Here is a 21,166-nt window from a genome sequence, read left to right on the forward strand (position 1 = left end):
CTTTCAAGAAAACAAGACTATTTAACGTTTGTTTTACTCTTTATTAGGTACAGAGAACAGATCCGGTTTTGCTCCTTTAATATCTCTATAAAAATCATAAAAATGATTCATATCAGCGTTCATATCATCTGTTAAGTAATAAGGAGGAGCTATAATAATTTGCTTATTTTCAAAATCGAAAGCAAACATTACCACAGGAATATTAGCACCTTTAGCAATATAATAAAATCCCGTTTTCCATGAGGTTACTTTAGCACGAGTTCCTTCTGGAGATAACGCTAGACGAAATTCATCATGCTGATTAAATACAGACACAATTGCATCTACTTTATTAGTGCTTTTGCTCCTATCAACAGGAGCCCCTCCTAATGCTCTAAAAATAAAACCAAAAGGGGGTTTAAATAACGAAGCCTTACCTATAAAGTTAATTTTTACGCCAATAGTGTTTCTAGCCAAAATAGCAATCGGAAAGTCTTTCCAACTGGTATGTGGAGCTCCAATAACAACGTATTTTTTTAAATTTCTTGGAAAATCTCCAACTACCTTCCAGCCTAAAACTTTGTGAAATATAAATTTAGATATCATTTACTAGGTATAAAGGTCAATGATACGGTTTTCCCTACAAAAATCAAATAATTTTAACCTATCTTGTCCTATATTTGTTCACTTAATAACCTTTTATTTATTCTAATGAATACCACTCTCTTACTTATTTTAACTGCTACTAGCACCTTACTAATTGGATTTGTTATTGGAAACTTACTCTCTAAATTGAAGTTTAAACAACAAACTTCTGACTTAGAAAAAGAGATTGTAACCCTACAAAATCATCAAGCTAATTTTGATATTCAGAAAAAAGAAAAGGAAGAGTCATTTTCTCAGCAAAAGGAAGACTTTTTAAATAGATTAAACGAAAAAACTAAAGAAAATAGTGAATTACGTCGTGAAAAAGAGTTTACTGCTCTTGAATTGGCTAGAAAAAATGAAGAGTTGAAAAATTTACAATTAAAACTTCAAGAGAATAAAGAAGAAGTAGAAAAGTTACAGGATAAGTTTACCAAAGAGTTTGAAAATTTAGCGAACAAAATTCTAGATGAGAAATCGAATAAATTTACTGAGCAGAACAAGAAAAATATTAAGGATATTTTAAATCCACTTCAAGAAAAAATCCAAACTTTTGAAAAGAAGGTTGAAGACACTCAAAAAGAAAGTATTTCAATGCATTCTGCTTTAAAAGAGCAATTGTTAGGGTTAAAAGAGTTAAATGCTCAAATGAGCAAGGAAACATTAAACTTAACTAAAGCTTTAAAAGGTGATAGCAAAACCCAAGGAAATTGGGGAGAATTAGTATTAGAACGTGTTTTAGAAAAATCTGGCTTAGAAAAAGACAGAGAATACTTTGTGCAACAATCTTTTACCAATGATGAGGGTAAACGTATCATGCCCGATGTCGTAATTCACTTACCTGATAACAAAAAAATGGTGGTTGATTCTAAAGTATCTTTAACTGCTTATGAACAGTATGTAAATAGTGAAGACGATATTGTAAAAGAGCGTTTTGCAAAAGAACATGTTAACTCATTAAAGCGACATGTTGAGCAGCTTTCAGAAAAAAAGTATGAGGATATTTATAAAATAGAGTCTCCTGATTTTGTACTACTGTTTGTACCAATAGAACCAGCTTTTGCTGTAGCTTTAAATGAAGACAATACTTTATATAATAAAGCTTTTGAAAGAAATATTGTTATTGTTACTCCAACTACTTTATTAGCTACCTTACGTACTATTGATACCATGTGGAATAATGAAAAGCAACAACGTAATGCTTTAGAGATTGCACGACAAGCAGGTGCTTTATACGATAAATTTCATGGGCTGTTAGCTGATTTGGTTAATATTGGAAAGAAAATAGACGGTACTAAAGCCGATTATGCTGCAGCTATGAATAAGTTGGTAGAGGGGCGTGGAAACTTAATTACAAGTGTAGAAAAATTAAAGAAAATGGGAGCGAAAGCTAAAAAAGCACTTCCTGAAAAAATTCTCGAACGAGCTCAAGATAATGACGAATAAAAATAGGTACTCTGGTAAGAGTACCTATTTTTTTACCTTTAATTTTTTACTGTTTTTATTGATTTTTCAAAATACCTATTTCCTGAGATGTAAGAGCTTTCTTTAATAAGATTAATTCGTCTATTGAGCCTATAAAGTTGTTAAGACCAGAAATAACACATGGTGAGTGTCCTACTTTAAACTTAGCAGTATTATCTATGCTCACAATTCCATCAGGAAGACTCCATGGAGTACTTACTTTTTCTTTTCCATTTATATAAATAGTCGTTTTTCTAGTAGAATTATCTTTCACGATAACTACATGAGTCCATTTAGTTGGGCTCACATTTTCTAAATCAGCTGTTGCAGAACCATTTAAATCTGTCATAACGTTGTCTGATCTCATTTCAACAGTTAATTCATTCGAACCTTTTTTATACGCTACTTGAATAAAGTCTCCTTTTCTACAGGCTTCTCTTTTAGATAAAATAGTAAAAGTAGCATCATGTAAGTTTGTAGGAACCTTGAACCAAAAACTCATAGAAAAGGATTCATTTTTAAAAGGAATAGCAGCAGGAAAACTAATTTCTGCTGAAGTTGTTGTGCTTTTATAAGCACTAGAGTTGTTTCCTTTTCTGTCTTGAATAGCATCAAAGTCTTTTACAATCCCATCATACGAGTTTTTGTTATCATTTGCTGAACCATTGAAAGGGTAATAAGCTATTAGATTGTTGTCTTTTAATAAATTTTCAAAAGGAGTAACTTCTTTTACAGGTAAATTTTCTTCATCTTTTGAACAAGCCCCAATAAGTAAGCTTACACACACTAAAACTGTGTAAATTTTTTTCATTTTTTTATTGTTTAAAATTAACTATATCGAATATAGTTTTACGACCTATAAAAAAACGAAATGGCTTTATGAGCAGTATAAAAAACTTTATAAAGAGTAAAAACAAAACCTGGGTTAGGTATATAAAAAAAAGGTTGTCTTGAAAGACAACCTTTTTTTATAAGGACATTGTTATATTACATAATAAACAAGCGTCTGTTATGCATTAAATCATATACCTTCTCTCCTACTGTTTCTAGTACTTCTTCGTTCTCAGCATTCATTAATGCTTCGTCTATTAAATCAACAATTACCTGCATATCTTCTTCTTTCAAACCACGTGTAGTAACTGCAGCAGTACCAACACGAATACCAGAAGTAACAAATGGTGATTCTGTATCAAAAGGAACCATATTTTTGTTTACAGTTATTTCTGCTTTTCCTAAAGCTTCTTCAGCAGCTTTACCTGTAATCTTTTTGTTACGTAAATCAATTAACATACAATGGTTGTCTGTACCTCCAGAAATAATTTCATATCCTTTCTCTACAAAAGCTTTGGCCATTGCTTGTGCGTTTTCTTTTACTTGAATTTGATACTCCAAGAACTCATCTGTTAAAGCTTCACCAAAAGCAACTGCTTTTGCTGCAATAACATGTTCTAATGGTCCACCTTGGTTTCCTGGGAATACCGCAGAGTTAATCAATGTAGACATTTTCTTTAATTTTCCTGATTTTAATTTTAATCCGAACGGATTTTCAAAATCTTTTCCAATCATAATCATTCCTCCACGAGGTCCACGTAATGTTTTATGAGTTGTTGTAGTAACTATATGACAGTGTGGTAGTGGATCAGATAAAATACCCTTTGCTATTAATCCTGCTGGATGTGAAATATCAGCCATTAAAATAGCTCCAACACTATCAGCAACTTCTCTAAACTTTTTAAAATCAATATCACGAGAATACGCTGAAGCTCCAGCAATGATTAACTTAGGTTTGTGCTCTTTTGCTTGTTGTTCTAAATGATCATAATCGATATATCCAGTTTCTTTTACCACTCCGTAGAACACAGGATTGTATAATTTTCCTGAAAAATTAACTGGTGAACCGTGTGTTAAATGACCTCCATGAGATAAGTCAAAACCTAAAATAGTATCTCCTGGTTGTAAACAAGCTGCAAAGACCGCAGTATTTGCCTGACTTCCAGAGTGTGGCTGTACATTTACATACTCAGCTCCAAATAATTCTTTAGCTCTATCAATCGCAATTTGCTCAACGATATCTACCACTTCACACCCTCCGTAATAACGTTTACCTGGGTATCCTTCAGCATATTTATTTGTTAAAACTGATCCTTGAGCTTCCATTACTTGGTCACTCACAAAATTTTCAGAAGCAATCAATTCTAAACCATTTAATTGTCGTTCTTTTTCCTCTTGAATTAAATCAAATATTTGATGATCTTTTTGCATGTTGTTTGTTTTGTTGCGTAAAGTAGCCAAATGTACTAAAATTTATGTATCCTTTTTTAAGGATTTTTAAAGAAGTTTACGCTAAAATACTTTCACATTTTTTTTACTCATCTTTTTGGGGTAAATTGAAAAAAATATGTAGGTTTGATGAAAATATAACAAAAACGATAAATGGAAATAACTGCTAATAACCCAAATAGAAAATCTTGGTTAACTGTAGCTGAAAACTCAGATTTTCCTATTCAAAATATACCTTTTGGGGTTTTTTTAACTAAAGATGATATCATAACAATTGGTACAAGAATTGGTGATTATGCGATTGATTTAGGTGCTTTACATCAATTAGGATATTTTGATGGAATTCCTTTAACAGATGATATCTTCTTACAAGACACCTTAAATGATTTTATTGCAGACGGACGTAAAACATGGCGTTTAGTTCGTAATAGGATTGCTGATATTTTTGATGTAAAAAACAGTAAGCTAAGAGATAATGCTGAGCACAAAGACAAAATAATCTTTAGAATGGATGAAGTAGAAATGCAACTTCCTGTCGCTGTAGGAGATTATACCGATTTTTATGCTAGTAAAGAACATGCAACGAATGTAGGGAGCTTATTTAGAGATCCTGAAAATGCCTTACTTCCAAACTGGTTACAAATTCCTATTGGCTATCACGGAAGAAGTTCTTCTATCGTGCCATCTGGTACTCCAATTCGTCGTCCTATAGGGCAACAGCGTCCTAATGAAGGAGAAACTACACCTAATTTTGGACCTTCTAAATTATTAGATTTTGAATTAGAAATGGCTTTTATTACTACAGTTGCTAACGACTTAGGAGATAGAATACCTATTGAAGAAGCAGAAGATTATATCTTCGGACTGGTATTGTTTAACGACTGGTCTGCTCGTGACATTCAAGCTTGGGAATATGTTCCATTAGGACCTTTCTTAGGAAAGAATTTTGCTTCAACAATTTCTCCTTGGATTGTAACCTTAGATGCACTAGAGCCTTTTAGAGTAGATAATCCTAAACAAGTATATGAACCTTTACCTTATTTAAAGAAAGAAGGAAAAGATAGTTACGATATTAATTTACAAATGGCTATTCAACCAGAAGGTAAAGAAGAAACTGTAGTGTGTAATTCTAACTTTAAATACATGTATTGGACTATGGTACAACAATTAACACATCATACAGTAAATGGGTGTCCTGTAAATGCAGGTGATATGATGGGTAGTGGTACTATTTCTGGTCCTACTCAAGATAGCTTTGGTTCAATGTTAGAATTAACTTGGAGAGGTAAGAACCCTGTTAAATTAAACGACGGTAGCGAACGTAAATTTATAAATGATAACGATACTGTTATTATGCGTGGTTATTGTAAAAATGAAAAAATTCGTATTGGTTTTGGTGAATGCTCAGGTAAAATTTTACCAGCTAAGTAAATACTTATCATTACTAATAATATAAGCATAAAAAAATCCAGTTCAAAAGAACTGGATTTTTTATTTTTATTCATCTTCAGGTGGTGGATGTCCATGAATTTGCTCATATACTTCATCAAAATTATTTCGTAAATAACTATTTAATTTTTTACGATAGTCATCTTGTAACCAATCAATGAAATTATGAGTACTCTTTGAGATACATTTTGAGTATCTAAAAATTCTGTCATCAATATCTCCTCCCAACATTTTTGCTAATATCAATGCATCAAAAACATCTTCACTATTTTCAACACACATTTTTGCATGATGTTCTATTGATTTTTCCAGTACTCTTTTTGAAGACTCTCCTCCTTGAATAGTGTCTCTGTATACTTTTTTAACATCAAAATAAAGGTCTTCAGAATTAGCAAACTCTGCTTTAACATCTGCTGGTAACTCATATTTAAAGTCACTTTCTATTTCTTCATCAGATAATAAATTGTCTAGATAGAAATTAGGTGCCCTAAACATTTTTTGCCAATCTAAATCGGCACCCCAAGGTCCAAAACGATGGAAGTTGTTTCCTAAATCAATTACATTAAATTCTGATTTCCCAGGTAAAATACGAGAACCACGACCAATCATTTGGTAATATAATGTTAACGATTTCGTTGCTCTATTAAGAATAATTGATTGTACAGAAGGTTCATCAAACCCTGTTGTTAAGATACTTACCGAAGTAATTATAGCATTAGGTGTTTTATGAAACCATTTTAAGATAAAATCACGTTCCTTCTTAGTGTTAGTGTTATCTAAATGTGCAATTGGGTACCCAGCTCTTTTAAACGTATCATATACATGCAACGATGTATTAATACCATTGTTAAAAATTAAGGTTTTTGTTCCTTTAGCCCGTTCTTCATAAGCTTGTAAAAGCTTTGAAAGCATATCTGTATTTGTATATAAATCTTCAGATGATTTTACAGTATAATCACCATTAGCCCCTACTTCTAACGAAGTTAAACCTACATTATAAGAATAAATATTGGCTTTTGCCAAATATTCATTTTGAATTAAAGCCCCAATACTCTCCCCATCAATAAGCTCATCATAATTATCCTTCATAGGAAGCTTAATATTTGAACTTAAAGGAGTTGCAGTTACACCCAGTATAAAAGACTTATCAAAGAACTTAAATAGTTTAGTAAAAGAATTGTAATGTGCCTCATCAATAATTACTAAACCTACATCTGAAATATCTAACATATCGTCATTCAAACGATTGTTTAACGTTTCAACCATAGCTACAAAGCAATCAAACTCATTTTGATCGTCTAAACTTGCTTTACTATCTATAATTTTATTTACAACACCAAACTCTTTAAGCATTTTTGCTGTCTGTTTACACAGCTCTATTCGGTGTGTCATAATCAATACTTTCTTTTGATAATGTTTTAAGTATTGACGTGTAATTTCAGAGAAAATAACGGTCTTTCCTCCTCCTGTAGGTAGTTGATAAAGTAAATGGTAATTTTCGGGGGCATTCTCAAAACTTTTGAAAATTTTGTGCAATGCTTCTTTTTGATAATCGTATAGATTTTTTCCTTTCTTTGGTTGTGAAGTTGCTGTTTCGTTACTCAAATCTCTATTAATTTTGAAATACGCAAAAATACGAGGTATTTAAGGAAATCCCATTAAAAATGGCATCTTTTTTAGATTTTTTTCAAATCAATACGAGCAATATCGTAATGAGAAGCATGCGAAATTACTTCTCCATTTTTAACTACCAACAACTGAGGAGATTGATGTAAAACCTGAAATGTATACCCTATTTCATTAGAAACATCTCTATAGCTAAGTAAGTCAAGATAATACACTTTAAAATCTTTTAATTCCTCATCAAAACTGTTTACAAAACGTTTAATTACCATACTACTAATTCCACACCTTGTTGAGTGTTTAAAAATAGCAATTGGTTGTTTATTCGATAATTCTTTTATTTCCTTTATTTGCTCTACCGATGTTAATGGAGTCCAGTTAATAAATGACTCTTTTCCTTCTTCATTTTTGTCTTTTCTTCCAAAAATAGTGTTTAATACTCCCATTAAGTTCTTATTTTAATAACATTATTGTTCTTAATTATCATCCTACCAGTCAAAAAGTCATAAAAAATTTATTTTTAAAGACAAAATGTCTCTTGTTTTAAAAAAAAATCAATTGGTATTGAATTTGACTTTTATAGAGAAAAATAAAAACGATATGAATTTTAACAATTATACAATAAAATCACAAGAAACCATACAACAAGCGCAACAATTAGCGCAAAGTTATGGTAACAACCTTATAGAAAATGAACACATCTTCAAAGCTTTATTTTTAGTCGACGAAAATGTACTTCCTTTCATTTTAAAGAAACTCAATATAAATGTAACTGTTATACAACAAATATTAGATAAGCAATTAGAAAGTTTTTCTAAAGTTACTGGTGCTGACTTAATGCTTTCTCGTGAAGCTAATAAAACATTAAATGAAGCATCTATTATTGCTAAGAAAATGAACGATGAATATGTTTCTATTGAGCATTTAATTTTAGCTATTTTTAAATCTAAAAGTCAAATAGCACAAGTTTTAAAAGATCAAGGTGTTTCAGAAAAAAGTTTAAAAGCAGCAATTGAAGAATTACGCAAAGGAAATCGTGTGACCTCACAAAGTGCCGAAGAAACTTATAATTCTTTAAATAAATATGCTAAAAACTTAAATCAGTTAGCACAAGACGGAAAATTAGATCCTGTAATTGGTCGTGATGAAGAAATTAGACGTTTATTACAAATTTTATCACGTAGAACTAAAAACAACCCAATTCTAGTTGGGGAGCCTGGTACAGGTAAAACTGCAATAGCTGAAGGTTTAGCACACAGAATCATTCGTGGTGACGTTCCTGAAAACCTTAAAGAAAAACAAATTTTTTCTTTAGACATGGGAGCACTAATTGCTGGAGCTAAATATAAAGGTGAATTTGAAGAACGTTTAAAATCTGTAGTAAAAGAAGTAACAAAGTCTGAAGGAGACATCGTATTATTTATTGATGAAATTCACACTTTAGTAGGTGCTGGTGGTGGTCAAGGTGCAATGGATGCTGCTAATATTTTAAAACCTGCTTTAGCACGTGGAGAATTAAGAGCTATTGGAGCTACTACTCTAGATGAATATCAAAAATACTTTGAAAAAGACAAAGCTTTAGAACGTCGTTTTCAAAAAGTGATGGTAGATGAACCAGATACAGAAAGTGCTATTTCTATTTTACGTGGTATTAAAGATAAATATGAAACACACCATAAGGTTCGAATAAAAGACGAAGCCATTATTGGAGCCGTAGAATTATCCCAACGTTATATTACCAATCGTTTTTTACCAGATAAAGCGATTGACTTAATGGATGAAGCTGCTTCTAAATTACGTATGGAAATCAATTCTAAACCAGAAGAATTAGATGTACTAGATCGTAAAATAATGCAGTTAGAAATTGAAATTGAAGCCATTAAACGTGAAAACGATGAAACTAAGTTAAAATCTTTAAATGCCGATTTAGCTAATTTAAAGGAAGAGCGTAATGAAATCAATGCCAAGTGGCAATCTGAAAAAAGTGTTGTAGATACTATTCAGAACTTAAAAACTGATATAGAAAACTATAAACACGAAGCTGAAAAAGCTGAGCGCAATGGTGATTATGGTAAAGTAGCTGAATTACGTTATGGTAAAATTAAAGAAGCACAAGAAGAGCTAGATAAACAACAAGATATTTTAGCAAATCAACAAGGAAACTCTTTAATTAAAGAAGAAGTAACCTATGATGATATTGCTGAAGTTGTAGCTAAATGGACCGGAGTTCCTGTTACTAAAATGTTACAATCTGAGCGTGAGAAGTTGTTAAAACTAGAAGATGAACTACATAAACGTGTTGTTGGTCAAGAAGAAGCTATTGAAGCAGTTTCTGATGCTGTACGCCGTTCTAGGTCAGGATTACAGAACCCTGACAAACCTATTGGTTCTTTCTTGTTCCTGGGAACAACTGGAGTCGGTAAAACTGAGTTAGCCAAAGCTCTTGCTGAATATTTATTTGATGATGAAAATGCCATGACACGTATTGATATGAGTGAATATCAAGAACGACATTCAGTAAGCAGATTGGTTGGTGCACCTCCTGGGTATGTTGGATATGATGAAGGCGGACAACTAACTGAAGCTGTTAGAAGAAAACCGTATTCAGTTGTATTATTAGATGAGATTGAAAAAGCACATCCTGATACTTTTAATATTTTATTACAAGTACTAGATGAAGGTAGGTTAACGGATAATAAAGGACGTATTGCTGATTTTAAAAATACCATAATTATTATGACCTCCAATATGGGCAGCCACATTATTCAAGAGAAATTTGATAATATGAAGGGAGACATTGATACTACTATAGATTTAGCTAAAACAGAAGTTTTAGGTTTATTAAAACAATCTGTAAGACCTGAATTTTTGAATAGAATTGACGATATTATCATGTTCACTCCATTATCAGAGAATAATATTAAAGAAATTGTAAAACTACAATTGAATAATGTTAAAAAGATGATTGCGCAACAAAACATTATTTTTGACGCTACAGATGAGGCTATCAATTACTTAGCTACAAAGGGATACCAACCTGAGTTTGGCGCGCGTCCTGTAAAACGTGTTATTCAAAAAGAAGTTTTAAATCAGTTATCTAAAGAAATTTTATCTGGACAAGTAACTACTGATAGTATTATTTTACTAGATGCTTTTGATGATGAGCTGGTATTTAGAAATCAATCGGATTTAGTTAATAACTAATTTTGAATAAAAAAAGGGAGTTAAAAACTCCCTTTTTTTTAATTTACTACAATATTATTTAGTACGATTTCAGAAACTTTTTTTAGTTTACCTTCTTCATAAAGTTTATCAATAATATAAAAGTCAATACCATCTTTTAAAGGTTTATAGTTATTATAATCAACAAAACGAATTCCGTTTATTATTTTTTCCTCTTTTATATCTCTAAAACGTACTCCTCCTCCATTTGTATGATATTTATACGCTAAATAATCTAGTTGAAAGTTATCTTTAGCAAACCAATATATAAATACATCATCAAAATCATCTCCTCCACCTTCTTCTGAAAATGTTATTCTAATTTTATAATACTCTTTTCCTTTAACTTTAACTGATTCTAATAGCTTTTTTTGAACAGCTTTATCATTCAATCCAAAAGGTAAAACTGAAAAATAGTGAACTGAGTTTACAGAGTTTCTATAACGATTTTCATCTTTTTCCGTTAGCTCAACTAAGCTATCATTTACAAAACGCTCAAAATTGTCATTTGACAACACATCTTTTATTCTTACCGAGTCATTTTTTATAGTTCTAACTAATTTAAAAGCACCGTTATTTCTAACTGCTTTATAATTATTTTTTCTGAAATCAAAGGAAATTGTAGCATCTCCAATTTCGTTCAACCTAGAGTATGCTATTGACTTATCAATTATTTCTTGGGCAGTAAATTTTGGTTTACAAGAAACTATTGATAAAAATAATAAAATGTATAAATATCTCATAAAATGTTGTTTATTTTAGTCATTATAATTATAAACAAATTTACAAGTATTCATTAATTTTACTTGTTAAGTTTAACATAAAAAAAGAGCTACAATTAAGTAGCTCTATAAAAGGAATTAAAATTTATTGGTTTAAAACCTCATACCTACTCCAAAACCAATAAGTAACGGGTTTATGTCTACTTCTGCTGGTACTGTCGCTACACCTGCATTTACAGAAACATCTGTACTTAATCCTATATATTTTGCATCTACGTTTAAAAACCAAGTATCGTCTAAATCGTAATCAAAACCTAACTGAAGTGCATACCCAAAACTATTTTCATAATCTACATCAACCACTGCTCCTGGATTAGCATCGTAAAAAATAGTATAGTTAACACCTGCCCCAACATAAGGTTTAAAATCACTTATATTAAAATGGTATTGTAGCGTTAATGTTGGAGGTAATAACCAAACATCACCTAAATTAACATTTCCCAAGGCTGTGTTTACTGCTTTTACATCGTGATTAGTTGTTCCTAAAATTAATTCAGCTGCTATATTTTGAGTAAAATAGTAAGTAAAGTCTAATTCTGGAATAAAATTTTTACCTATTTCAACATCTCCTCCAATAGTACCAATTGTTGCAGATTCATTTGGTAAAACACTTACCCATCTAAAACGAGCTTGCCATTTTTTAAAATCATTTGTCTTAGCATTTTCTTGAGCATTTACATTACTAAAAAACAATGTTCCTAATACAATACTTAATATAATTTTTTTCATGATTATAAGTTTTAATTTTGAGCAAAATTACACTCCACACTTCCCTAAAAACATGACTTAAATCATAGCTTAATAATTTTATTTAACAACTTAAAATTATAGTTATATTTGTGTTTTATTTTATGCAAAAAAAAATTAACATACAGAATAAAAAGGCTCGTTTTGAATACGAGATACTTGATAAATACACAGCAGGAATTCAGCTCACAGGTACTGAAATAAAATCAATACGACAAAGCAAAGCTCGAATTACTGAGAGCTTTTGCGAGTTTAACGATAAAGGAGAGCTTTTTGTTGTAAATATGTACATCGAAGAGTATGCCTTTGGGCATCATTACAACCATAATCCCAAAAGTGAGCGCCGTTTACTACTTAATAAACGTGAATTAAAAAAACTTGAAAAGGAAGTTGAAGCTAAAGGTAATACAATTGTTCCTTTGCGTTTATTCATTAACGAAAGTGGTTGGGCTAAATTAGATATTGCTCTAGCTAAAGGAAAGAAAATCCATGATAAAAGACAAAATATTAAAGATCGTGATAATAAACGTGATTTAGCCAGAATAAAAAAGGCTTTTAACTAAATGAATGATACTTTCTTAAATATCATACAGTGGAAAAAAATTATATATTTTATTTTTATTTTATTTCTATTTAAGTATTCTTTTTTATATGGTTATGGTTTTGAAACAACTCTCTCTTTTTTTGATCTTGGTTTACTATCTATTTCAAGTGCTTTCTTATTAGCTTCTGGTTACTTAACTAGCTTTTTTTTTAGAAACAAACAAAAAAAAACCAGACTCCCTTTAAATAAGATAAAAAAAGTATCTATTTTATTAATGATATTTGGAATTTTAGTAGGCTTAATTGTATCACTAAAGGTAAATAAAATATGGTATGGTCTTATTTTTATAATTTGTCCAATAGTTGTACACCTATATTCAAAAAACAATATCCAGAAAACCTTTTTTAGTAACATTGTTACTTCTTTTTTAAAACCTTTTGCCTTACTTATGCTTTGGTGGTTTGATTTCCCATTAAACTTATCTATAGAACAATGGGAATTATTTTATAACCTCCAGTTGATAACCATAGGTTACGTAATTATTTCTTTTCTTAGCAATATGGTCATAGAAATAATTATTGATATTATTAACGTAAACCATGACAATATAAATAAACAAAATACCCTACCTGTTTTACTTGGTAGAAAAAGGGCTAAAGATATTGCCTTGATGCTTTCGTTTATAGCTTGTTTATTTGTGTTTTCTGTTGCTGTTGCCTTTTTAAAAAATAAATTTATTTTTTCAACTATTATGCTGCTAGGAATACTCCCTGAACTATATTTTATATATAAACTAATGTTAGCTTCAGAAAGCAAAGACTATAATAATTTATTAAAAATAAGCTATATAAGTTTTTTTCTTGCTCTTTTAAGTGTTCCTACTATATCTTATTATATTAAATATGTTATCAACTAAATTATCACAGTATTCTATTATTCTTGCCTCAAGCTCTCCGAGAAGACAAGAACTTATTAAAAGCTTAAATATTCCTTTTACTGTTAAAATCAAAGATATAGAAGAAATTTATCCTGAGGAATTGCAGCAAACAGAAATAACTGACTTTTTGGCTGATTTAAAAGCTATTCCTTTTAAAAAAGATTTAAAAGAAAATGAGTTATTAATAACATCAGACACCATTGTATGGATAAATAATGAAGCCTTAGGAAAACCTAAAAATTACAATGAGGCGTTCCAAATGCTTAAAAAACTATCTAACACTACACATAAAGTTATTACCTCTATATGTATTACTAACAAATTATTTCAAAAAACTGTGAATGACACCACTATAGTCAGTTTTAAAGAACTTTTAGACGATGAAATTGATTACTATATAAAAACGTACCAACCGTTTGATAAAGCGGGAGCCTATGGTATTCAAGAATGGATTGGTAAAATAGGAATAACAAAAATTGAAGGAAGCTATTTTAATGTTATGGGGTTTCCTGTTCATAAACTTTACAAAGAATTATCAAAATTGTAGCTTTACATCTATATAAAAGATTATTTTTGATGCGTATTTACACAACACAAACTGATGAAAAAATATACTTATACTGAAAAAAAAGATACCCGTTCTGGGTTTGGTGATGGTTTAACAGAATTAGGACAGAGAAACCCTAATGTTGTAGCTTTATGTGCTGATTTAACAGGTTCATTAAAAATGAATGAATTTGCTGAAAATCACCCTGAGCGTTTTTATCAAGTAGGAATTGCCGAGGCAAATATGATCGGAATTGCTGCTGGATTAACTATTGGAGGAAAAATTCCTTTTACTGGTACATTTGCTAACTTTTCAACTGGTAGAGTTTATGATCAAATTCGTCAATCAGTTGCTTATTCTGATAAGAATGTGAAAATTTGTGCTTCTCACGCAGGGTTAACTTTAGGTGAAGACGGAGCGACACACCAAATTTTAGAAGACATTGGATTAATGAAAATGTTACCAGGAATGACTGTTATAAATACTTGTGATTACAGCCAAACCAAAGCTGCTACTTTAGCTATTGCAGAACATGAAGGTCCTGTATATTTACGTTTTGGGCGTCCAAAAGTACCAGTATTTATGACCGATCAACCTTTTGAAATAGGAAAAGCAATTCAACTTACTGAAGGTAATGATGTTACTATTGTTGCTACAGGTCACTTAGTATGGGAAGCTTTACAAGCTGCTGAACAATTAGAAGTTAAAGGTATTTCTGCTGAAGTAATAAACATTCATACTATTAAGCCATTAGATGAAGAAGCTATCTTAAAATCTGTTGCTAAAACAGGCTGTATAGTTACTGCTGAAGAGCATAACAAATATGGAGGCTTAGGAGAAAGTGTAGCACGTTGTTTAGCTACCAACGCCCCTACTCCACAAGAGTTTGTTGCTGTAAACGATAGTTTTGGTGAATCTGCTACTCCAGATCAGTTAATGAAAAAATATGGTTTAAATGACGAAGCTATAGTAAAAGCAGTTGAAAAAGTTATTTCTAGAAAATAAAAAACATAAACAACTAAACAATAAATACATCACTTTTAAGGTTTAAAGTGATGTATTTTTTTATATAAAAGTAAATATTTAACTCAATTATAATAGTGTAAATTAAAAACAAATGAAAAAAGCAATTTTTATCTTATGTCTTCTAATTGGAGGCTCACAGTTAGCACAAAGCCAAATACAAGGAGGTATTAAAGGAGGTATTAACTACAATTCTGACTCTTTTTCTGATGTAAAAAATGATGTCTTTGATGGGGCCAAAAGTAAAACAGGTTTTCATGCTGGTGCTTGGTTACGTATAAAATTACCAGCTACTGGTTTATATATTAGACCTGAATTGGTATATACACAATTGAATAATAATGTTGTTTATTATCCAGAAGGAAAATCAAACAACTCAACAAATAACCAGAATGTCTCTTATGAAATTCAAAAAATAGATATTCCTGTTTTATTAGGTTTAAACTTTTTAAAAGTAGGACATGTTTTTGCTGGACCATCTTTTCAATATATTTTAGACTCTGATTTTAACTTTAAAGATCTTAAACAAGTAAATTCTGACGGTTTTTCAGTTGGTTTACAGTTAGGAGCTGGTATTGAACTTGGTAAATTGGGATTAGATGTACGTTGGGAAAGAGCTTTGTCTGATACTGAGTCTAAATTTGTAGATAACAATATTAGTGAAAACGTAAATTTTGATACTCGTATAAACCAAATTATTATAGGTTTATCATATAGGTTCTAACTTTTAAATTTTAAACATAAAAAAAACCGAAGTCTAAGACTTCGGTTTTTTTTATGTTTACTTTTTGACCTTAAAAAATATCCCTGTTTAGATAATCTGGTATCGTAGGCTTATTTGGATCACTAAAATCGTTAGCTGGGTTTCCATCTCCATTTTTATCCTCGTCTTTTGATAAAACTCCATCTCCATCATCATCTGTATCTAAGTAATTAGGAATATTATCTCCATCAGTATCATCATTTCTAGGGTTTCCATCTCCATCTAAATCTTCTAATATAGAAGGTACTCCATCTCTATCATGATCTGTATCTTCTACAAAGTCGAATAAATCAATATAAAAGATTAACTGAGAATTGGCAGGTATTCCTCCATTTACCGAATTTCTATAAGCTAAGCCTGAAGGAACAATCAAAATTCCTTTTCCAAATTTATCATAAGAAATAGGCTCTCCTTGGCTAGATGTATTAATACCTGCTTTAAAGTTTGGAATTCCTAAAGTCCACCCTCTAATAGGCGTAGGAGCATCGAACTGACTTCCTGATAATGTCAAATTCCACCAAATTGGAGTAGTTCCTGTTTGACTTAACTCTAGTTGATCTACTTTAGTTGTATACCATACTTGATAGTTAGTTAGAACAGAGTCTAACTCTGTAGGGTTACCTTTCGGAGATTGTCCTTCTTCTATGACTAAATGATATAAATCATATTCAATATCGTTTTCTGTATGTGTCTTTTTTATTAACCTACTATCTTCTGACAATGGTGTTTTACCAGCAATTATAGGTTTTATAGAATCTATTGTATCATCAAAATAATAATTCTTTAAAAATTTTGCTATCGAATCTTTATCTTTCAAAGCTTGAGCTTCATGGTCAAAATTGTCAACTAAAGAGTTGCTATCACTTCCACAAGCATACAAAAGAGTACCTATAATGGCTGTATAAAATACATGTTTAAATTTTATCATTTAATTCTGAAATTTTAACGCGCAATTTACCATTTTTATACCTTTGTAAAAAATGAAACGATAAAAATTAACTTTTTATATGAGAATTGACAAATATTTGTGGTGTATTCGCTTGTTTAAAACCCGTAGTATTGCCACAGATGCTTGTAAAAAAGGGCATGTTAAAATAGAAGGCACTAACCTAAAGCCATCAAAAGAAATATTTGGTAACGAAGAAATAACTATTCGAAAAAATCAAATTAATTACAAAATAAAGGTGTTAGATATTCCACCCAATCGAGTTGGAGCTAAATTGGTTGATTTATATAGAAAAGACATAACCCCTAAAGAAGAGTTTGAAAAAACTGAGTTATTAAAATACGCTAAAGATTATTATCGTAAAAAAGGAACAGGGCGCCCTACCAAAAAAGATCGTCGTGATATTGATGATTATTATGAAGATTCTAATAAAAATGATGTTAATTTGTAAACCAAAACTAAGTTAAAGTTAACTAACTATGACAGCCTTAAATAATATCATTTTAAATAATACTCAAGTTGAACAAAAAATTCGTCGAATTGCTTTTCAAATTTACGAAAGCAATAGCGACGAAAAAGAAATTATTATAGCTGGTATTGCTGATAATGGATATTTTTTAGCAGAAAAAATTTCGACTATTTTAAGTGACATCTCTCCTTTATCAATAACTTTATGCAAAGTTTCTATCGATAAAAAAAATCCTATCAGTCCAATTACTACTTCTATTAAGAGTGAAGAATATCAAAATAAAGCATTAGTTTTAGTAGATGATGTTTTAAATTCAGGAACAACTTTAATATATGGTGTAAAGCATTTTTTAGAAGTTCCTTTAAAAAGATTTAAAACAGCTGTATTAGTTAATAGAAATCATAAAAAGTATCCTGTAAAAGCTGATTTTAAAGGAATTTCTTTATCAACTTCTATTAAAGAACATGTAGTTGTAGAGTTTAAGGTTAATGAAACAATTGCTTACTTAACTTAGTAATTTTTCTAACTCCTCTACTGTTTCATGTATGCTTTTATTATCAACTATTAATTTATATGTTGCTTTATTATAAAAGTAGCTTCTTTCAAACAAGTGCTTAGCAACAAACTCTGACAACTCGTCTTTGTTTAGGCGAGCTACCAGTGGGCGTTTACTTTTTTCGTTCGTTAGCCTATCTACAATGGTAGTGATATTTGTTTTTAAATATACAGATTTCACATCATTAACACTTAATAATACATCCATATTCCCTGCATAACAAGGAGTACCGCCTCCTAAAGACAAAATAAATTTGTTTTGTTTCTCTAAAAGTTCTTTTAGGTATACGTGTTCTTGTTTCCTAAAATAGATTTCTCCATTATTTTCAAAAATCTCAGAAACTGTTTTACCTTCCTTTTCCTCTATATATTCATCTAAATCTATAAACGGAATTTGCATTTTTTCGGCTAAAACTCGTCCAACAGTCGATTTTCCGCTCGCCATATACCCTAATAATACAATTTTCATAATCTAGTAATTAAGCAGTTACAAATATGAGTAAAAAATATTACAAAAAAGCTTTTTTGATTCAAAGAACAGTTGTATATTTGCAACCGCTTTCACAAAGAAGCAATGACCGGGTAGCTCAGTTGGTAGAGCATCTCCCTTTTAAGGAGAGGGTCCTGGGTTCGAGCCCCAGCCCGGTCACAAAAAGTTAAGCACATGCTTAACTTTTTTAGTTTATGCACGTATGGCGGAATTGGTAGACGCGCAGGCTTGAGGGGCTTGTTTCCAACGGAAGTGCAGGTTCGACTCCTGTTACGTGCACAATAATTATATACATTTTAGATAGTTAATCCTAAAATAAGAGTTATTCATCTACCTATGTATTAAATATCAAAGTAAACCTCTTCAATTTACTATAAACTGGAGAGGCTTTTTTGTAAAGTCAATCTTAAAAACGTTACTTTAAGCTGTTTTTCATAAAGTCTTCTACTTCTTGCTTCGCTTTAATAGCTTCAACTTCATTAAATGTTTTTCCTTGTCCTCTTAATAAGTAAGCGTTAAACACATGACTTATATACAATGGTGATTTATTATCTGAAAAACCAACTGTATTATGACAACTAAAACAGTTTGCTAAATTGTCTGCTTCAATATCTTTTAAACTACTTTTAAAAGTTTGCGTGTATGTTTCCATGGTAACATTTGCACAGTTTACAGATCCTCTTGCTACTGAAGTACTATCTGGTGTTGCGTTTCCTATGTTTCCTCCCAAACTATTTATTTTAGCGGTTTGTTCTTCAGGAGTCATTCCATCAGTATCAATCCATAGAGAACCATTATAAAAATAGTTTTTCCATACATCGGTTAAGTTTTCTTTTACACAAGTATTAATATTTTCTATATTATCAAAGTTCATAGGTTCTTCTTGACTTGTCTTCATAAAGTTTCCTACACTATCTCTTGGAACTCCATACTTAAATAAATCGTATGCTTTGTATGGTAATTTCACACTATCATTACTCCATGTAATTCCATCAATTCCAGTAGTATTAATTTTTTCAAAAAGTAATTTATCAGTAGCAGAAATTGCTTTGTTTTCTTTCCAATTGTAGTTTGGTGCTAAATCGTCGTGTTCAAACGTAGCCCAAATAAATTCTGGATGATTCTCTACAATACCTACAACATGCATTCCTAATAAAGCTACCTCAGTATTCGTATATGTTTCTCCATCTCTACTTAAAGCCGCCACTGTAGTATAATAATTACCTATCTCTTCTTCAGCAATTGCAGTTACTGGTGTCCATGATACTTTTAACTCTAAAGAACCTACCGGAAAAGATGCTTGGTTATTTCCACTTAAAGTTCCGCTAACTATAGAGTCTCTATACTTTCTTGAAGATTCTTTCATCGTAGGGCTTACGTGAATTGAGTAAAATACTGTTTCTGAAACCCCTTCTTTGTTATACGCAGGGTTTGTTTTTAAAATACCCCCAGGGCCTGCTTGGGCAGTATCTACCAACACTAAAGCAGCTCCTTCTTTTTGTTTTACATCTTGCATATGAGCCGTTACTTGATGCATTTCTTTTGGATTTAAAAACAACGGTATTTGTGCTTTTATTTTAATTGGAGTTGGTTCTCCCCTCACTAAAATATAGAACAAAGAAACTTCATCGGTTGGTTTGGTTAGCCATAAAAACTTTTGCCAAGACCATTGGTGAAAAATTGCATTGGTTGTGCTCGATACATCAAACGGACTTCCTTTTCCTTCTGCAGGAGGTGGAGTTTGTGTGTGAGGAAACCAATTACTTTCACATAAACTATCTTTGACTGTTTGGTTATAAGCCATTTTGGCTATTGGTTCTAAAACATCATTTTCTTTTTTCTTCTTTTTACAAGAATTCAAAAACACAACACCCATTACAAGCATTGCATTTAAAATAAGTTTGGCTGCTAATTTCATTGTTAATTAGTTTTTAATAATAATTACAAGTTAGGTAGTTTTATTCTTGCTTGTTAAAAAGATGTCATAAACTATTAAATTACAGTTATAAAGAGCTTTTTTTTGATACCAAGTGTAAGTAATATTTATACCTTACACTTAAAAAAATATTTTATTTATTAAATTGAGCCAAAGAAAAGACTTAGTTTTGTAATCCTTTTTTTTTAAAATTAAACAATGAATACACACGAAGAATATATGAGTGAAGCTGTAAAAGCAGCTTTAAAAGGAATGCAGAACAACGAAGGAGGTCCTTTTGGTTGTATTGTAGTAAAAGATGGTAAAGTTATTGGGCGCGGAAACAACAAAGTTACCTCTACCAACGATCCAACAGCTCACGCAGAAGTAACTGCTATTCGTGATGCTTGTAAAAATATAGGTTCTTTTCAGTTAGATGGTTGTATTGTTTATACTTCTTGTGAACCTTGCCCTATGTGTTTAGGAGCTATTTACTGGGCACGTCCTGATAAAGTTTTTTACGGAAGTAATCAGCAAGACGCTGCCAACATTGGTTTTGATGATGAGTTTATATACAAAGAAATTCCGTTACCATACGAAAAGAGAAGTATTCCGTTTGAGCAAATAGGACGTGATATTGCTTTAGAACCTTTCCAGAAATGGTCTGAGAAAGAAGATAAAATAGAATATTAAAATACTAATGATTTACTAAAATACCGTCATTCTGAATAATAATGAGAATTCTTCTCTTTAGTTGGAATGGCGTTTCTTTTTACTCTAAATCTA

The 21,166-nt window shown here is 30.9% G+C and carries 21 protein-coding genes and 2 tRNA genes; 13 read left to right on the forward strand and 10 right to left on the reverse strand.

Annotation, left to right across the window (positions count from 1 at the left end):
• Positions 1-33 precede the first annotated feature (33 nt).
• Positions 34-585, reverse strand: a complete 552-nt coding sequence (locus D6200_RS03405) for a 1-acyl-sn-glycerol-3-phosphate acyltransferase (protein WP_073184021.1) — start codon at positions 583-585, stop codon at positions 34-36.
• 105 nt (positions 586-690) lie between these two features.
• Between D6200_RS03405 and rmuC the strand changes: the two genes are divergently transcribed.
• The gene (rmuC, locus tag D6200_RS03410; protein WP_073184023.1) at positions 691-2,070 is read left to right on the forward strand and encodes a DNA recombination protein RmuC; all 1,380 of its coding nucleotides are present in this window, start codon (positions 691-693) and stop codon (positions 2,068-2,070) included.
• Between the two features lie 55 nt (positions 2,071-2,125).
• Here rmuC and D6200_RS03415 read toward each other — a convergent pair whose 3' ends face one another.
• Positions 2,126-2,899 (reverse strand): LamG domain-containing protein, encoded by a 774-nt coding sequence (locus D6200_RS03415; protein WP_073184025.1) that lies wholly within the window; start codon positions 2,897-2,899, stop codon positions 2,126-2,128.
• Positions 2,900-3,075: 176 nt separating this feature from the next.
• A complete protein-coding gene (glyA, locus tag D6200_RS03420; RefSeq protein ID WP_047788803.1) occupies positions 3,076-4,350 on the reverse strand; it encodes a serine hydroxymethyltransferase in 1,275 nt (424 codons plus the stop codon).
• Positions 4,351-4,521: 171 nt separating this feature from the next.
• Here glyA and fahA point away from each other — a divergent pair, with 171 nt between their 5' ends.
• On the forward strand, positions 4,522-5,799 hold the full coding sequence (gene fahA, locus D6200_RS03425) for a fumarylacetoacetase (RefSeq protein WP_047788804.1): 1,278 nt from the start codon (positions 4,522-4,524) through the stop codon (positions 5,797-5,799).
• A gap of 66 nt (positions 5,800-5,865) precedes the next feature.
• Here fahA and D6200_RS03430 read toward each other — a convergent pair whose 3' ends face one another.
• The gene (locus D6200_RS03430; RefSeq protein WP_047788805.1) at positions 5,866-7,422 is read right to left on the reverse strand and encodes a DEAD/DEAH box helicase; all 1,557 of its coding nucleotides are present in this window, start codon (positions 7,420-7,422) and stop codon (positions 5,866-5,868) included.
• Between the two features lie 71 nt (positions 7,423-7,493).
• Positions 7,494-7,886, reverse strand: coding sequence for a bacillithiol system redox-active protein YtxJ (gene ytxJ, locus D6200_RS03435; protein WP_047788806.1), 393 nt, complete (start codon positions 7,884-7,886; stop codon positions 7,494-7,496).
• A gap of 154 nt (positions 7,887-8,040) precedes the next feature.
• Between ytxJ and clpB the strand changes: the two genes are divergently transcribed.
• A complete protein-coding gene (clpB, locus tag D6200_RS03440) occupies positions 8,041-10,644 on the forward strand; it encodes an ATP-dependent chaperone ClpB (protein WP_047788925.1) in 2,604 nt (867 codons plus the stop codon).
• Positions 10,645-10,682: 38 nt separating this feature from the next.
• On the opposite strand, the gene D6200_RS03445 is transcribed toward clpB, so the two are convergent.
• Both D6200_RS03445 and D6200_RS03450 read right to left on the reverse strand, forming a co-directional pair.
• Positions 10,683-11,405, reverse strand: a complete 723-nt coding sequence (locus D6200_RS03445; RefSeq protein ID WP_047788807.1) for a DUF6503 family protein — start codon at positions 11,403-11,405, stop codon at positions 10,683-10,685.
• A gap of 132 nt (positions 11,406-11,537) precedes the next feature.
• Positions 11,538-12,173 carry an OmpW/AlkL family protein gene (locus tag D6200_RS03450; protein WP_073184027.1) on the reverse strand — a complete coding sequence of 212 codons (636 nt, stop codon included), beginning with the start codon at positions 12,171-12,173 and terminating at the stop codon, positions 11,538-11,540.
• Between the two features lie 122 nt (positions 12,174-12,295).
• On the opposite strand from D6200_RS03450, the gene smpB reads away from it, so the two are divergent.
• The 5 genes from smpB to D6200_RS03475 all read left to right on the forward strand — a co-directional run bounded on the left by smpB (position 12,296) and on the right by D6200_RS03475 (position 15,966).
• Entirely contained in the window at positions 12,296-12,754 is a 459-nt protein-coding gene (gene smpB / locus D6200_RS03455) for an SsrA-binding protein SmpB (protein ID WP_073184029.1), read from the forward strand.
• On the forward strand, positions 12,755-13,651 hold the full coding sequence (locus D6200_RS03460) for a UbiA prenyltransferase family protein (RefSeq protein WP_073184031.1): 897 nt from the start codon (positions 12,755-12,757) through the stop codon (positions 13,649-13,651). It abuts the gene before it with no gap.
• Positions 13,638-14,219 carry a Maf-like protein gene (locus tag D6200_RS03465; protein ID WP_073184034.1) on the forward strand — a complete coding sequence of 194 codons (582 nt, stop codon included), beginning with the start codon at positions 13,638-13,640 and terminating at the stop codon, positions 14,217-14,219. Before D6200_RS03460 ends, D6200_RS03465 begins: the two co-directional genes overlap by 14 nt.
• 54 nt (positions 14,220-14,273) lie before the next feature.
• Entirely contained in the window at positions 14,274-15,224 is a 951-nt protein-coding gene (locus D6200_RS03470; protein WP_047788812.1) for a transketolase family protein, read from the forward strand.
• Between the two features lie 112 nt (positions 15,225-15,336).
• A complete protein-coding gene (locus D6200_RS03475) occupies positions 15,337-15,966 on the forward strand; it encodes a porin family protein (RefSeq protein WP_073184036.1) in 630 nt (209 codons plus the stop codon).
• A gap of 70 nt (positions 15,967-16,036) precedes the next feature.
• Here D6200_RS03475 and D6200_RS03480 read toward each other — a convergent pair whose 3' ends face one another.
• On the reverse strand, positions 16,037-16,933 hold the full coding sequence (locus D6200_RS03480) for an FKBP-type peptidyl-prolyl cis-trans isomerase (protein ID WP_047788814.1): 897 nt from the start codon (positions 16,931-16,933) through the stop codon (positions 16,037-16,039).
• A gap of 79 nt (positions 16,934-17,012) precedes the next feature.
• On the opposite strand from D6200_RS03480, the gene D6200_RS03485 reads away from it, so the two are divergent.
• Positions 17,013-17,402, forward strand: a complete 390-nt coding sequence (locus D6200_RS03485) for an RNA-binding S4 domain-containing protein (RefSeq protein WP_047788815.1) — start codon at positions 17,013-17,015, stop codon at positions 17,400-17,402.
• Positions 17,403-17,430: 28 nt separating this feature from the next.
• Positions 17,431-17,934, forward strand: a complete 504-nt coding sequence (locus D6200_RS03490; RefSeq protein ID WP_073184038.1) for a phosphoribosyltransferase domain-containing protein — start codon at positions 17,431-17,433, stop codon at positions 17,932-17,934.
• On the opposite strand, the gene D6200_RS03495 is transcribed toward D6200_RS03490, so the two are convergent.
• Entirely contained in the window at positions 17,926-18,444 is a 519-nt protein-coding gene (locus D6200_RS03495; protein ID WP_047788817.1) for a shikimate kinase, read from the reverse strand. The two genes, D6200_RS03490 and D6200_RS03495, sit on opposite strands and share 9 nt — an antisense overlap.
• Positions 18,445-18,551: 107 nt before the next feature.
• Here D6200_RS03495 and D6200_RS03500 point away from each other — a divergent pair.
• Together D6200_RS03500 and D6200_RS03505 are read left to right on the forward strand one after the other, a co-directional pair.
• A tRNA-Lys gene (locus tag D6200_RS03500) sits at positions 18,552-18,624 on the forward strand.
• A gap of 37 nt (positions 18,625-18,661) precedes the next feature.
• Positions 18,662-18,744: transfer RNA gene (locus D6200_RS03505), tRNA-Leu, on the forward strand.
• A 136-nt stretch (positions 18,745-18,880) separates the two neighbouring features.
• Here the strand turns inward: D6200_RS03505 and D6200_RS03510 are convergent.
• The gene (locus D6200_RS03510) at positions 18,881-20,383 is read right to left on the reverse strand and encodes a hypothetical protein (protein WP_053056660.1); all 1,503 of its coding nucleotides are present in this window, start codon (positions 20,381-20,383) and stop codon (positions 18,881-18,883) included.
• A gap of 216 nt (positions 20,384-20,599) precedes the next feature.
• Between D6200_RS03510 and D6200_RS03515 the strand changes: the two genes are divergently transcribed.
• Positions 20,600-21,073 carry a nucleoside deaminase gene (locus D6200_RS03515; protein WP_073184040.1) on the forward strand — a complete coding sequence of 158 codons (474 nt, stop codon included), beginning with the start codon at positions 20,600-20,602 and terminating at the stop codon, positions 21,071-21,073.
• Positions 21,074-21,166 lie beyond the last annotated feature (93 nt).

This window comes from Tenacibaculum mesophilum, assembly GCF_003867075.1.
GTDB lineage: Bacteria > Bacteroidota > Bacteroidia > Flavobacteriales > Flavobacteriaceae > Polaribacter > Polaribacter mesophilus.